We start from the raw sequence: 13,750 nt of genomic DNA, 5'->3' as shown, positions 1-13,750 counted from the left end.
ACCACCTCACCCCAGACCGCCTCCAATCCCTCACCAACTATCCATGGATCAGAAAGGTCACTTCATAAGCTCGGCGGTATCAGCTTTTTCCGGCCAGCCAGGGCGCCATGCTCAGCCGGCCTTCAAGAGGCATACAAGCGCCAGCCAGATCGGGCGCCGAGCAGCCTTGCACGTGTATCGTCAGCGCCGCTTGCCCGACGTCCGAGACACCGCCCTGCCTTCCATCGTGAACGGGGGCCGGGGCCCGCAGGTCAATGACCTTCGGCATGCTCCGAAAGATCCTCCGCGTCGAATGCGCCCGTGGCGGACATCAGGTCGCGGTGGGCTTTCGCACGGTCGGTCGCACTGCGCCCGATCCTTTCCACCCAGGAGGCCGCCAGCCACTGGATAGCCGCCATCATTCCGACCATGGAGTCAAAGAAGGCCCCGCTCGCCGCGCCAACCACGATCTGCTGATCCGTTGCACGCGAAAGGGCTCCGAGGGGCGCATCCACGAAGCCAAGCGTCCAGGCTCCTACCTTGCGCGCATGCCGAACGGCAGCGACCGTCTCGACGCTGCACGGCATGAATCCGATGGCGATCAGCACGTCTCCTTCCTCAAGATCGATGAGGTCCAATCCGAAGGCGCCGCCTCGATCGTCAGCGAGCACCGCCTTCGGCGTTGTCACGCGAAGCAGGTAATGCAGCCAGGCCGCGGCTCCGCTGCAGGAGCGGCGCCCCACAATCGCGATGCGGCGCGCCCGCAGCATGCGGTTCACCGCCTCGGCAATGACAGGCGCGTTCGAGGCGCCGAAGGACACCTTCAGGTTCGCCCACTCCACCTGGAGAACCTCTTCCCGTGGCCCTTCTGTGGCTCCGGCGGCCAGGCGGTCCGCAAAGGCCGCGCGCCGCCCATCCTGGCGCAGCCTCACGGCGATCTCTTCCGCAACCCGGCCCAGCCGGGATGACCAAGCCGCTTCGCCAAGCGGATAAAGGAGGCTGCGGACTGCCCCGAAAGGCGGGCGAGTTCATGCAGCGGGCGGGTCGCAACCTGGCCAGGATTGGCCAGCACCCACCGGGCAGTCAGGCGTAGCGCGGGAGACATCGCATCGTATGAGGCGCGGATTGCGGCTTCGGCGGCCACGTCAGCGCTTGCTCCGGATTTGGATTGTTTACTCCATGTATTGACCCATCTGACGCAAAATATCCAGACTGCGGCAGTTTCAGGAGGCGTGCATGAGTTCCTGGTCCCGTCGGAGCGTCGGAGCGGCTCTCACTGCTGGCATGGCCAGCCTCATCATGCCGCAAGCAACCCGCGCCCAGGCTGCCTGGCCGAACCGCACGATCCGCCTCGTTGTGCCCTTCTCCGCAGGGGGAACCTCGGACATCCTGGCCCGGCTCGTCGCCGTTCCCCTCACCGCCGCGCTCAGCGTTTCCGTTGTGGTGGAGAACCGCACCGGCGCGGGCGGGAACGTCGCCGCCGAGGCCGTGGCGCGCAGCAACGACGGCCACACCCTGATGGTGGGAACACCGGGCACGCAGGTGATCAATGCCCTGATTTCCAGCGATGTCGCGGTGGACCCGGAGCGGGACCTCTCGCCCGTGGTGATGCTGGCCGCGGTTCCGAACGTGGTGGTGGTGCCGCCGTCCCTGGGCGTATCCACGCTGGGGGAACTGCTGGACCTCGGCCGCCGCCGGCAGGGAGGGCTGATGTACGTCACGCCGGGCGCGGGCGGCACCGTCCACCTTGCCTCGGAATTGCTCCGCACCATGACGGGCGTGCCCATGACGCATGTTCCCTACCGGCAGCGCGCCGGCGCTCGCCGACCTCATCGCCGGGCGGGCCGATTTCAGCGCCGACAACCTCCCCTCAGCCCTGCCCCACATCCAGTCCGGGCGCCTGCGGGCCCTGGCGACGACCGGCGCGCAGCGGGCACCCGCCCTGCCGGACGTGCCGACGGTGCGGGAGGCGGGGCTGGCGGAATACGAGGCATCCGCCTGGTTCTGCCTCGCTGCCCCCGCCGCCTTCCCGCGCCAGCAGGCCGAAAAGGTCGCGGCGGTCGTGGATGCCTTTCTTCGCACACACGAGGCCCGGGCACGGCTCCTGGACCTCGGCGCCGAGCCGCTGGGAGGAGGGCCGGAGCAGATGGCCAGCCTGACGGCGTCGGAGCGCAGCAGGTGGCAGGCCGTCGTCACCGCCGCATCGATCAAGGCTGAATGATGCGGCCGATCCAGAACCCAGCCTGCGGGAGCCCATGTCCATGAGCGCCACCGAAACCCTGCGCAACAGCGACCTTTCCTCGGCCCTAGCCGAGGCGCGGGAAGCCTATGTCGCCAGCCACCCCCGCAGCCGTGGCCTGCACGAGGCGGCGCGCCGCGTCATGCCGGGCGGCAACACCCGCTCGGTGCTGGCCTATGGCCCCTTCCCGATCGCCATGGAGCGGGGCGAGGACTGCCGCCTGTGGGACGTGGACGGCCACGGCTATCTCGACCTCTGCGGCGAATACACGGCCGGGCTCTTTGGCCACTCCGAGCCGCGCATCCACGCCGCCGTGCAATCCGCCATGGGGCGCGGGCTGAACCTCGCCGCGGTGGGCGCCGCCGAGGGGGAGCTGGCGGCGCTGGTCTGCGGCCGCTTTCCCTCCATCGACCTCGTCCGCTTCACGAACAGCGGCACGGAAGGGAACCTGATGGCCCTGACCGCGGCGCGCGCCTTCACCGGGCGGGATGCCATCCTCGCTTTCCGCGGCGGCTACCACGGCGGCGTCCTGCTCTTCTCCGGCGCGGGGCCCGCGCCCGTCACCGTACCCTTCCCCTTCGTCATGGCGGATTACAACGACACCGAGGGCGCGGTGGCCGCCATCCGCGCCAACGCGGACCGGCTCGCCGCCGTGATCGTGGAGCCCATGCTGGGCAGCGGCGGCTGCATCCCCGCGCATCCGGCCTTCCTGGCCGCATTGCGCGAGGCCACGCGCGAAGTGGGCGCTCTGCTCATCTTCGACGAGGTGATGACCTCGCGCATGAGCGGCGGCGGGATGCAGCAGCGGCTCGGCATCACGCCGGACATGACGACGCTGGGCAAGTACATCGCGGGTGGCATGAGCTTTGGCGCCTTCGGCGGGCGGGCCGAGGTGATGGGCCTCTTCGACGGCAAGCTGCCGCATGCGGGCACCTTCAACAACAACGTGCTCTCCATGGCGGCGGGGCGCGTGGCGCTCGGCGCCATCTTCACGCCTGAGGTGGCGGAGGACCTGTTCCGACGCGGCGAGGAGATGCGCGCGGCGCTGAACGCGGCGCTGGAGCAGGCGGGCACCGCGATGCACTTCAGCGGCCTCGGCTCCATGGCCACCGCGCAGTTCCGCCCGGGGCCGCTGGAGCGGCCCTTCGCCCAGACCGGGCGGGAGGAGGCGCTGCGCGAGCTCTTCTTCCTCGATATGGCTGCGGCCGGCTTCTACCTCGCGCGGCGCGGCATGGTCGCGCTGAGCCTTCCCGTGTCGGAGGCGGATATCGCCCGCTTCGTCGCCGCGGTAACCGACTTCGCGCAGGCGCGTGCCGCCCTGCTGCCGCGCCTCGGGGAGATGCCCCGAAGCGGCGCCATGGCGCACGGCTACGCGGTGGAATTCGCCGGCCCCGTGGCGCGCGCCCTGCCGGTGGAAGGCCGGCTGACGCTGTGCAACATGATCACCGAACTGGGCGGCCGCACCGGGCTGGTGGCACCGGACGAGACGGTGTTCGAGTGGCTGGAAGGCCGCCCCTGCGCCCCCACCGGCGCCATGCTGGCCGCCGCCCGCGCCGAATGGCGCACTTTTTCCACCGATGCCGACGCGGTCTTCGACCACGACCTTGCGGTGGATTGCAGCGCGCTGGAGCCGCAGATCACCTGGGGCATCGACCCCACCCATGTCATCGGCATCTCCGGCCATGTGCCCGACCCCGCCCAGGCGGCACCGGAGGAGCGGGAGGCGCTGACCCGCGCGCTGGCCTATATGCAATTGGCCCCGGGGCAGCCAATCGCCGGCCTGCGGGTCGACCGCGTCTTCATCGGCTCCTGCACCAATGCCCGGCTCAGCGACCTGATCGCCGCCGCCGCAGTGCTGGACGGGCGCCGGGTGGCGCCAGGGGTCGAGGCCGCCGTGGTGCCCGGCTCCGCCGCCGTGAAGCAGGAAGCGGAGCGGCTGGGGCTGCACCGGAAGTTCCGGGAGGCCGGCTTCGAATGGCGTCAATCCGGCTGCTCGATGTGCGCCGGCGTCAATGGCGATGAAGGCCGGCCGGGGCAGCGCCTCGTTTCCACCACCAACTGCAACTTCGCCGGGCGTCAGGGTGCGGGCGTGATGATGCACCTAGCCAGCCCGGCCATGGCCGTCGCTGCCGCCCTCGCCGGGCAGGTCGCCGATCCGCGTGTGGGAGCTCCCCGATGGTGCGCCGCTTCGAGACTGTCACTGGTGTAGCCGCCGTGCTGCCACAGGACGACATCGACACCGACCAGATCCTGCCTGCCGCACATATGCGCGGCAGCAATGTCGATTACGGTGCCGGGCTTTTCGCCAATTGGCGGCAGAACCCGGACTTCGTGCTCAGCCAAGCGCGCTATGCGCGGACGCGCATCCTGGTGGGGGGCGCAACTTCGGTTGTGGCAGCACACGGGAGCATGCAGCCTGGGCGCTGGATGGGTTCGGCGTCCGTGTCCTGCTGGCCCTCAGCTTCGGCTGAGGTGTTTCGGGAGAATTGCCTTCGCAACGCCATCCTGCCTGTCACTTTGCCAGAAGAAGCGCATGCTCACCTTTCGGCCGCAGTGGCAGCGGCCGACGGCAAGGCGGAGTTCCAGGTTGATCTGACCGCCCAGCGTATCACCGGCCCGCACGGCTTCATGCTGGCCTTCGACATTGCGCCGGTGAAGCGGATCGCGCTACTGGAAGGACTGGACGATATCGCCCTCACTCCGCGCTCCGATGCCGCGATCGCAGCCTACGAGGCCACCTAGCGCGCCGCGCGGCCGTGGCTGCAACGCCTTGATGCGCCAGGCTGGAACAGTCGCCTTTCCACCACTGAAGGAGCCTGAGCCATGTATGCTGGAACCCGCCTTCGCGCATTGCTGGATCAGGTAGACATTCTGGTGCTGCCGGGAGTGCAGGACGCACTCTCGGCCCGGCCGGCACAGGCACATGGCTTCACAGCGCCGGCGGCCGGCGGCAATTCCGCGACTGGGACGCTGCTGGGGGCGGCCGACCTGGGGCAGCTCGGCCTGCGGGATTTCGTCGACCATTATGCGCGCATCGCAGCCGCCACCGATCTGCCGGTACTGGTAGACGCCGATACCGGCTTTGGTGGCCCGCATAATGTGGCGCGCATGGTGCGGTCTTTCGAGCAGGGCGGTGTTGCCGGCTTCTTCATGGAGGACCAGGTCACGCCCAAGCGCTGCGGCTATCTCAGCGGCAAGGCGGTGGTGCCGGTGCGGGAACAGCTCGGCAAGCTGGCGGCTGCCCTGGATGCGCGGCGGACCCGGCACTGGTGATCTGCGCCCGGACTGATGCGCTGGGCGTTGAAGGCATGACGGCCGCCCTGGACCGCGCTGCGCTGTATCGCGAAGCTGGAGCCGACATGGTCTTTGTACAGGGCGCCGACGATGCCGAGACCCTGCGCAAGGTCTGCGCTTCTGTTCCGGGGCCGCATCTGGCCAATGTTTCGCAGGCCAGCGGCCGCCCTGGCCTTTCCGCCGCCGAGTGCTAGGCAGCCGGTGCAGCGGCGGTGATGTTCCCCATGGCAGCGCTGCTGACCGCGCTCCACGCAATGGACCGCCTCTGGCAATCTGCGCCGCACCGGTCGTGTCGCAGTTGACGAGGACGTGCTGCTGCCGGTGACGCGGTACAACAGCCTCGTTGGCCTGGACAGCCTCATGGCGGCCGAAGATGCCTATGCGGCACGGGCCGAGACAATCCTGGATCGAGAGCTGGCAAAGGCACGGTAGGCCAATCAAAGGCAAGAGGTAGCCCACCTCATCTCAGCGGCATGACATCCGCAACAGCACCTTCGTTGACGAGCTGTAGCTCAATCATCATCCTTGCAGGCTGATACCAATCCCATCTGGTGAATGCAGGGTGCGTGGTCGTATCGCCTAGGCCATGGTCAGCAAGAGCCCTCATGCGAGGCCAGAATAGCCTCAGCTCGGCTGCAACGTTATTATGACGAAGCACCGCAGTGGCGACTTAGACCGTGCGCCCCGCGGAACCATTCTGAAAGTGTTTTGTTTCCATCGCTTGGCAGATGTTTCCCAAAAGGATGCTGACATGACCTCCCGGCATAGGGAGTCGGACATCAATCACGGACGAGGGCTGCTGTCACGGCCTGCTATGAACAAGGGCACTGCCTTCACCCACCAGGAGCGTAAGGCGCTCGGCTTGGAGGGATTGCTGCCCGCTGCTGTGGAAACGCTCGATATCCAATTGAAGCGCGTACTTGGCCACCTCGCCGCCAAGCCGAACGATCTTGAATGCTTCATCTATCTGCAGGAACTGTGGGATCGCAACCAGACCCTCTTCTACGCCACCCCTGCATCAAACCCGGCACGTTTCGTGCCCATCGTCTACGATCCGACTATCGCCGGCGCATGTCTGACCTACGGCCACATTTACCGGAGGCCGCAAGGCATGTAGCTGACGAAGGAGATGAAAGGCCGCTTCGCTGAAGTTCTGCGCAACTGGCCGATACAGGGTATAAGGTTCATCTGCATCTCGAGCGGTGGGCGCATTCTCGGTCTCGGCGATATCGGCGCCAATGGTGCACCCATCTCGATCGGAAAGCTCCAGCTTTACACCGCCTGTGCTGGCGTTCCTCCGGAAGCACTGCTGCCAATCCATCTCGATATCGGCACCGAGAATGCAGCACTGCGTTCTGACCCGCTTTACAGTGGCTTGCGGAGCAAGTCACCCTCCACTGACGAAGTGGATGCACTTGTGGACGAGTTCATGGATGCAGCCAATAGGGTCTTTCCCGGCGTCTGCATTCATTTTCAGGACTGGAATGGTGACGATGCGATCCGTTTGCTGGCGCGCTACAAGGACAAGTACCTCGTCTACAACGATGATATCTAGGGCACGGCCAGTATAGCGATCGCTGTCCACTTCACTGCCATGGAGATCAAAGGCGAGAATCTTGCTGATCAGCGTATCCTGTTCGCGGGCGCTGGCTCCGCGGGAACCGGAATTGCAAACCTGATCGTCGAAAAGATGATGGAGGAGGGCCTCAGCCTTGAGGAAGCAAGGAGAAGGATTTCCCTCTTTGACGTGAAGGGGCTCATTCAGTCCAAGCGCTCCGACCTCAAGGCATCGCAGCAGGCCTATGCTCATGATCTCCAGCCCACAGGCGACCTTGCCGAAGCGGTCGAAGAGGTAATGCCAACGATCCTGATTGGCGTTTCAACGGTCAGTGGCCTCCTTACACAGCAAGTCATCAGCAACATGGCTCGCCACGTCGAACGGCCAGTTATCTTTCCCCTATAGAATCCAACCGACAAAGCGGAGTGCACGCCGGAACAGGCTTATCGCTGGACCAACGGCAAGGCGCTCGTGGCTTGCGGCGTGCAGTTCCCTGAGGTCGAGTTTGGTGGAAAGACATTCACGCTCGGCCAAGCGTATAACTTCTACATCTTCCCGGCCATAGGCCTTGCTGTATATGCAACGAAGCCGGAGCGCATCGATGACGCGATGTTCATCGCGGCGGCTCATGGCTGCGCCAACCAAGTAAGTCAGGCGGACCGACAACGGGGTATACTGTTTCCCCACCAGGATCGTATCCTGGAAACAGAAATCAACACCGCCGCGCATGTATCGGCGCCGATCTTTGATCGCGGTCTCGCTACAGTCGAACGACCTGCCAATATCCGGGCTTGGATCGAAAGCCTGACCTTCAAGCCGATCTACCCTGCTTACAGCTGACGGCAGTGAAGCGCCCGCATACAGCGCCGCTGCCTTTCTTGCCAACTTCAATAGCATTGATCTGGGGCCGCACTATTGCCTCCTCCAAACACCCAGCATGAAACGGTGCCGAATCGACATCCTGTAGTCAGATAACACCTTAAAAAGGAGATCGCACCTCTTGAGCCTGTATGGCGATCAGCAGCACGTGCAGGACACGGTGAGGCTTCTGCGATTGTTGTGCAGCTACTCCCGCCCCCGAGGCAGGCCCAGCTTTCGGTACAACAAAGGAATGTTGGTTTCATCCTCCAAGTCCGAGATGTGAGCCCGCGTGCTTCAGTAATCCTCAGCCAATCTTCCCTGAAGTTCCTGACCTTGCGCCGAGTCAACCTTGGCTGATGATCGGATCGCTTCGGCGGGCACAGCGACCTGAAGGACTTGGCCCTGCAACCTCAGAAAGAAAAAGGCCCAGCTTCCGCATGGCGCCTTGCCCCACATACCCTTTAAGTGGTCTCCTCTCCACAGTGGAGATGGGGCCACGCCCGTCCGTAGACCACGCGTGCCTCAGAAGAAAAAATCTGGAGGAAACAAGGCATGTCATCCAAGCTGACCCGCCGCGTGCTCCTGGGCACTATGCCATTCATTATGCCGCGTGCCCGAGCCCAGGAAGCTTTTCCGTCGCGCCCGATAACCATCATGAATGCCTATGCGGCAGGTGGCCAGACCGATATCGCCATACGCTTAACTGCCGATCGCCTAGGCGCCACCATCGGCCAACGTGTCGTCGTGGAGAACCGCGTTGGAGGTGCCACTTCCATAGCCTCGACAGCGGTCGCGCAGGCTAAGCCAGATGGGTACATGCTGCTCGCCGGCACAAGCTCACTCGCTATCAACCCTACCTTACAGCCCAAGCTCACACCCCGCGACCCGCAGACAGAGCTGATGCCCCTCGGCATGATCTATCGTGGCGCGTTTGTCTTCCACATCTATCCCGGGCTTCCCGTGAGGACGCTTCCGGAGTTCGTAGCCTGTGCCAAGGCTCACCCCGGCCAACTAAACTACGGCGGCGTCGTCGGCACGGTTGTGCATCTGGCGATGGAGATGCTGTGCCAGCGCGCAGTCATCCAGATGACGGCTGTTCCCAACCGTGGCGGCGTCGAGGGCCTGCTGGACCTTCAGGCCGGTCGCATCCACTGCAACTTCCAATCGCCAGTGGAAGCTTTGCCATCGCTTCAGGAGGGAAAGACGAGGGCACTTGCCATCTCGTCCCGCGCACGCTTGCCTAACCTGCCGGATGTTCCAACGGTGGCGGAGACCTTACCTGGCTTCGAGGCCGTCCTCTGGATGGCCTTGTTCGCCCCAGTCCATACGCCTGTGGAAGTGGTTCAGAAGCTGGCGCTGGCTCTTCGGGCTGTTACGGAAGACCCGGCTTATCAGTCGCGCATGGCGCAGATCGGATTGGCCGCAGAAGCTGGCGGGCCGTCCGATGTGCGGAACCTTCTTGCTGCGGATACCGCAAACTGGCGCAAGGTGATCACCGAAGCCGGATTGCCGACCAACTGACCGTATCTGCCTGCATTGCGGAGAAGGTTGGTGTCCGCAGCTCACCTACATGGGCCGCAACATGCTGAGGCGACCCAAAAGCAGGTAGTAAGCCACCAGTGGAAGGAAGATGAACCACGATGCCTGAGAGCTTCAAAGAGCGGATGCGGCGGGGTGACCAGCTGCTTGGCTTCTTCATCGGCACCCCATCGGCCGCCACGGTGGAGATGGCAGGCATGTGCGGCTATGACTTCGTCATCATAGACACCGAGCATGGCCCGGCGGACATCGAGACGATCGAGAACATGCTGCGCGCTGCCGCCATGCACGGCATGGCAGGGCTGGTGCGCGTGCCGGACGGATCGGTGGCCAGCATCCAGCGTGTGCTGGACGCTAGCGCGGACGGCATCCTTGTGCCGCACGTGTCCAGCGTCGCCATCGCGCGGGAGGTGGTGGAGCGTTCTCTCTACGCGCCGGAGGGAAAGCGCGGGGTGGCACTGTCTCGCTCCTCTGCCTACGGCACGGTCGACAACAAAGCCTATTACGCGACGCGCAACCGGCACACGGCCATCATCGTCATGGTCGAGGATGCCGAGGCCCTACCCATCGTGGATGAGATCGTCTCGGTTCCTGGTATCGACATGGTCTTCATCGGATCGGGTGACCTCGCTGCGTCACTGGGCCACGCGGGCGACATGAACCACCCCATCGTGCAGGAGGCAGTCTCCCGCATCGCGGAGGCGGCGAAGCGCGCCGGAGTGGCCAGGGCGACGGTAGGCCGCATGGCGGAGGACGTCCGCCGCCTGGAAGCCACTGGCATCGGAATGGTGTGCTTCAACACCACTGCCCTGCTCGTAGGCGCCATGCAGACCCTCAGGGCTGCAGTTGCCGGGTCAACACGCAGCTGAGGACGGCACGTTCGGTTCAAGTGCCAGCATGGCCTCGGGCCTTCCTTCTGCGGGATTAAGACGGCGGCCGTACACCAGTACCATACCGAACCAAAACCCCCTCCGATACGCGGCTGGTCCTGCGTGGCAGCAGGACCAGCCAAAGGTCAACGGGATGGATTGAGCCGGAGGATGCGGCGCGCCTGGGCCGCATCCGCGACTTCTCCCCCCAGAGCATCAATGATCTCGGCCGCCTTGGCCACCAGGGCGGCGTTATCGGGGGCGAGCACACCCTTACGGATATAGACATTGTCCTCCAACCCGACGCGAACATGGCCGCCCAGCAGCCATGCCTGCGCGAGCATCGGGTATTCCCACCGCCCCACGCCGAAGCCGCTCCAGGTCGCGCCAGATGGCAGGAGGGAAGCGAGGTATGACATCGTAGCCGGGCTGGCGGAAGCACCGTACTTGACGCCAAGGACAAGCTGAAAGAACGGGTCCGGGCCAAGCGTGCCGTCTGCCAGCAGGTCCTTTGCCAGGTGGATGTCGCCGCTGTCGAAGCATTCGAGCTCCGGCACCGTGCCGGCCTCGCGGATCAGCTTCGCCATGACCCGCAGGTTGTGCGGCGTGTTGATGACAACAGAAGAGCCCGAGTACATCGTGTTGAAATCCAGGCTGCAGAGATCCGGGCGCAGCGCCACGACATGCTCGACCCGCTGTTCGGGTGGCATCAGCGTCGTGCCGGGCGCGGCAGTCTTCGGGTCATCAAGGCTTGGCACGAAGCGCTGGCCAGGACCGGTGGTCAGATTGATGATCACATCGGGATTGCTGTCACGGATGCGTTCCACCGTCTCCCGATAATGCGCCAGCTCCATGGACGGACGCCCGTCCGGGTAACGCACATGGATATGGACGATGGCAGCGCCGGCCTTGGCCGCGTCCAAACAGGCCCGCGCGATCTCCTCCGGCGTGCACGGCAGTTCCGGATGGTTGGCGCGCGTGGTGATGTTGCCAGTCACGGCGCAGGAGATGATGGTCGGCATGATGTGGACGTCCTGTTCTTGTTGAAGGAGACGATGGAACCCGCGGCAATCGCCCCGCGCGCGAATCGGCGTGTTCTTGCTGTTGGCGCCGGCGGAAGACTGCCGCATCATCCTTGCCAAGGAAGGGAGAAACGACATGAGTGACGTGAAAAACGGTGCCCTAGGGCCGTATGGTCTCAACGGTCGCGTGGCAGTTGTGACGGGCGGCAGCAGCGGTGTCGGCGCGGCCTCTGTCCAGCGCCTGGCGGAACTCGGTGCGACCGTCGCCATTGGCTACAACAGCGGCCGTGACCGGGCGGAAGCGCTGGCGGCCAGCCTGCCCGGCATCGGCCATCTTCCACTCTATCTGCCGATGACGGATAGCGGCGCGATCCGTGCCGCCGCAGCTGAGGTCGAAGCCCGGCTGGGTCGCGCTGATGTTCTGGTGAATTCCGCCGGTGTCACGCGGGCCGTGCAGCACGCCGACCTGGAAGCCATGGATGACGAGACCTTCGACCGTATCCTCGTCACCAATGTACGCGGCCCCTTCTCGACGATCCGCGCCTTCGCACCGCTGCTGAAGCGCAGCGGCGATGCGGTGGTGGTGAACATCTCCTCGCTGGCCGCCATCAATGGACTTGGCAGCAGCATCGCCTATTGCGCGTCCAAGGCGGCGCTGGACACCATGACGATGTCGTTGGCCCGCGTGCTGGGGCCGGAGATCCGCGTCATCGGCATCTCGCCTGCAGGCGTGGACACCCAGTTCGTGCCCGGCCGGAGCCGGGAAGCCGTGCTGAAGCAAGCCGCCCTGACGCCGCTGAAGGTCGTCTGCCAGGCCGATGACGTGGCGCTAGCCGTCGTCGCGGCGGTGACGCATCTGCGCCTCACGACAGGGTCCACGCTGCTGGTGGATGGCGGCCGCCACCTCTGAGCCGAAGAGGCGGGCTCCGGTTGAAGGTGAGCCCGCCGCGCGCCATGCCTCAGCCAGAGGTCGGCTTGCTGCCCTTGAAGAGCGGCGTCGTGGTGCGGGAGGCATAGCGCCAGGCCTCGTCCACGCCGCGCACGCATTCGTCCCTCACGGCGCCGATCAGGATGGGGGGCTCCGACATCAGCGGCGCCTCACCGTCATCGGCATAGAGGCACATGGTCCATTCCGCTGTCGCGTGGTCTGCATCATGCACGGTAACATGGAAGTTGTGGATGAGGTGACGCGCGACGCGCGGCCCCTTCGCCTCACGCCCTGCATAGAAGCCGCGGATCTCTTCCCGCCCTTTCCGCGCCTTGTGGCTGGTGGTGTAGACGCCATCCTCGGTGAAGAACTCGTGGGCCCTGCGTCCCCAGTCCGAATCCACGTCGTGCCAGAAGGCGATGTTCAGCATTTCCAGCTCCTGCCGGATGCGCAGCTTATCGACAGCCATGGTTGCCGTTTCCTTGCCTAAAGGTAGTCGGTGAAGTTGCCGGGCTCGACCAATTCGCCATGCCGCAGCCCGCGCAAAGCGGCCTCCACCATCGCGATGCGTGCTTCCACCGTGCTGGCGCCGGCATGCGGGGTGGACAGGAGGTTCGGGTGCCGCAGCAGCCGGTCGTCGGTGGGTGGCTCATGCGTGAAGACGTCGAAGCAGGCAGCAACCAGTTGGCCGCTGTTCAGCCGCTCGAACAGCGCTTCCTCATCGACGATGCCACCTCGGCAGGTATTCACTAGCACACAGTCTGGCCGCAGCCGGGACAGCCTTGCCGCGTCATAGAGGTTCTCCGTCACGCGCGAGCGGGGAATGTGCAGCGAAAGCACCTCTGACCGCTCAGTCAGCTCATCGAGCGAGACAGGCATGACATCGTGTTCCCGGTAGAAATCTGGGTAATCCCGAGTGTCGTGGGCGATGATGGTGCAGCCGAAGGGGGCAAGGAGGCGCACCACCTCCTTGCCGATATGGCCGCAGCCATGCAGCCCCACCACGCGCCCGCTCAGGCTGCGGCCGACGCGGGTGCGTGGCCTTTCCCCGTTCCGCATGGCCAGGCTGAGCGGCGCCACCCAGCGCAATCCGGCGATCATGAAGCACAGCGTGAGCTCGGCCACCGCCAGGCGATTGACGCCAGGGGTGAAGCCCAGCCGCACGCCATGGCGCTGGCAGGCCGGCAGATCCACCGTGTTGAGCCCCACGCCGAAGATGCCAATGTCGCGGATATGCGGCAGCGCCTCCAGCACACGGTCGTTCACCACGTCGCCACCCATGATCGCGCTGTCGCAATCGGACAGGAAGGCGATGACCTCATCTTCGGTCATCCGGTGGCGGATATCGTCGTTGAACTTGGCTGCCGGGTATTCAGCGAGGATGCGTTCGCGCAGGTAAGGCACGCTGCCGATGGCGCCGTTGACGACGCCGGGCCGGCAAATTCCCTTCTCCATCATGCG

10 protein-coding genes and 3 pseudogenes are annotated in these 13,750 nt (G+C 65.1%); 9 read left to right on the top strand and 4 right to left on the bottom strand.

What is annotated here, in order from left to right; genetic code table 11:
- Window positions 1-251 precede the first annotated feature (251 nt).
- Window positions 252-911: a MurR/RpiR family transcriptional regulator gene (locus tag EBE87_RS22065; RefSeq protein WP_120637354.1), complete on the bottom strand. Its 660-nt coding sequence runs from the start codon at window positions 909-911 to the stop codon at window positions 252-254.
- 304 nt (window positions 912-1,215) lie between these two features.
- On the opposite strand from EBE87_RS22065, the pseudogene EBE87_RS30515 reads away from it, so the two are divergent.
- The 8 genes and pseudogenes from EBE87_RS30515 (at window position 1,216) to EBE87_RS22015 (ending at window position 10,339) form a co-directional block, all read left to right on the top strand.
- Window positions 1,216-2,200: pseudogene (locus tag EBE87_RS30515) on the top strand (Bug family tripartite tricarboxylate transporter substrate binding protein).
- Between the two features lie 40 nt (window positions 2,201-2,240).
- Window positions 2,241-4,427, top strand: coding sequence for an aminotransferase class III-fold pyridoxal phosphate-dependent enzyme (locus tag EBE87_RS29470; protein ID WP_233553104.1), 2,187 nt, complete (start codon window positions 2,241-2,243; stop codon window positions 4,425-4,427).
- Window positions 4,378-4,689 (top strand): hypothetical protein, encoded by a 312-nt coding sequence (locus tag EBE87_RS30510; protein WP_367605208.1) that lies wholly within the window; start codon window positions 4,378-4,380, stop codon window positions 4,687-4,689. Before EBE87_RS29470 ends, EBE87_RS30510 begins: the two co-directional genes overlap by 50 nt.
- Window position 4,690: 1 nt before the next feature.
- Window positions 4,691-4,960, top strand: coding sequence for a 3-isopropylmalate dehydratase small subunit (locus EBE87_RS30505; protein ID WP_199707198.1), 270 nt, complete (start codon window positions 4,691-4,693; stop codon window positions 4,958-4,960).
- 81 nt (window positions 4,961-5,041) lie between these two features.
- Window positions 5,042-5,706, top strand: a pseudogene (locus EBE87_RS22035) (isocitrate lyase/PEP mutase family protein).
- A gap of 557 nt (window positions 5,707-6,263) precedes the next feature.
- Window positions 6,264-7,910, top strand: a pseudogene (locus EBE87_RS22025) (NAD-dependent malic enzyme).
- 573 nt (window positions 7,911-8,483) lie between these two features.
- Window positions 8,484-9,452 carry a Bug family tripartite tricarboxylate transporter substrate binding protein gene (locus EBE87_RS22020; RefSeq protein WP_120637349.1) on the top strand — a complete coding sequence of 323 codons (969 nt, stop codon included), beginning with the start codon at window positions 8,484-8,486 and terminating at the stop codon, window positions 9,450-9,452.
- 119 nt (window positions 9,453-9,571) lie between these two features.
- Window positions 9,572-10,339 carry an HpcH/HpaI aldolase family protein gene (locus tag EBE87_RS22015; RefSeq protein ID WP_120637348.1) on the top strand — a complete coding sequence of 256 codons (768 nt, stop codon included), beginning with the start codon at window positions 9,572-9,574 and terminating at the stop codon, window positions 10,337-10,339.
- 146 nt (window positions 10,340-10,485) lie between these two features.
- Here the strand turns inward: EBE87_RS22015 and EBE87_RS22010 are convergent, their stop codons facing one another.
- On the bottom strand, window positions 10,486-11,361 hold the full coding sequence (locus EBE87_RS22010) for a BKACE family enzyme (RefSeq protein WP_120637347.1): 876 nt from the start codon (window positions 11,359-11,361) through the stop codon (window positions 10,486-10,488).
- A gap of 136 nt (window positions 11,362-11,497) precedes the next feature.
- Between EBE87_RS22010 and EBE87_RS22005 the strand changes: the two genes are divergently transcribed.
- Complete coding sequence (locus EBE87_RS22005; RefSeq protein WP_120637356.1) at window positions 11,498-12,271, top strand: SDR family NAD(P)-dependent oxidoreductase; 774 nt, start codon at window positions 11,498-11,500, stop codon at window positions 12,269-12,271.
- Window positions 12,272-12,320: 49 nt separating this feature from the next.
- Here EBE87_RS22005 and EBE87_RS22000 read toward each other — a convergent pair whose 3' ends face one another.
- Window positions 12,321-12,758: a nuclear transport factor 2 family protein gene (locus EBE87_RS22000; RefSeq protein WP_120637346.1), complete on the bottom strand. Its 438-nt coding sequence runs from the start codon at window positions 12,756-12,758 to the stop codon at window positions 12,321-12,323.
- A gap of 17 nt (window positions 12,759-12,775) precedes the next feature.
- Window positions 12,776-13,747 carry an NAD(P)-dependent oxidoreductase gene (locus EBE87_RS21995; RefSeq protein WP_120637345.1) on the bottom strand — a complete coding sequence of 324 codons (972 nt, stop codon included), beginning with the start codon at window positions 13,745-13,747 and terminating at the stop codon, window positions 12,776-12,778.
- Window positions 13,748-13,750: the final 3 nt, after the last annotated feature.

This window comes from Teichococcus wenyumeiae (assembly GCF_003696345.1).
GTDB lineage: Bacteria > Pseudomonadota > Alphaproteobacteria > Acetobacterales > Acetobacteraceae > Pseudoroseomonas > Pseudoroseomonas wenyumeiae.
This window is presented reverse-complemented; position numbering and strand designations above follow the sequence as displayed.

Excerpts from the sequence above, each read along its gene's own strand:
- EBE87_RS29470 (WP_233553104.1), top strand. The coding sequence starts at position 2,241 with ATGAGCGCCACCGAAACCCTGCGCAACAGCGACCTTTCCTCGGCCCTA.
- EBE87_RS22020 (WP_120637349.1), top strand. The coding sequence starts at position 8,484 with ATGTCATCCAAGCTGACCCGCCGCGTGCTCCTGGGCACTATGCCATTC.
- EBE87_RS22015 (WP_120637348.1), top strand. The coding sequence starts at position 9,572 with ATGCCTGAGAGCTTCAAAGAGCGGATGCGGCGGGGTGACCAGCTGCTT.
- EBE87_RS22010 (WP_120637347.1), bottom strand. The coding sequence starts at position 11,361 with ATGCCGACCATCATCTCCTGCGCCGTGACTGGCAACATCACCACGCGC.
- EBE87_RS22005 (WP_120637356.1), top strand. The coding sequence starts at position 11,498 with ATGAGTGACGTGAAAAACGGTGCCCTAGGGCCGTATGGTCTCAACGGT.
- EBE87_RS22000 (WP_120637346.1), bottom strand. The coding sequence starts at position 12,758 with ATGGCTGTCGATAAGCTGCGCATCCGGCAGGAGCTGGAAATGCTGAAC.
- EBE87_RS21995 (WP_120637345.1), bottom strand. The coding sequence starts at position 13,747 with ATGATGGAGAAGGGAATTTGCCGGCCCGGCGTCGTCAACGGCGCCATC.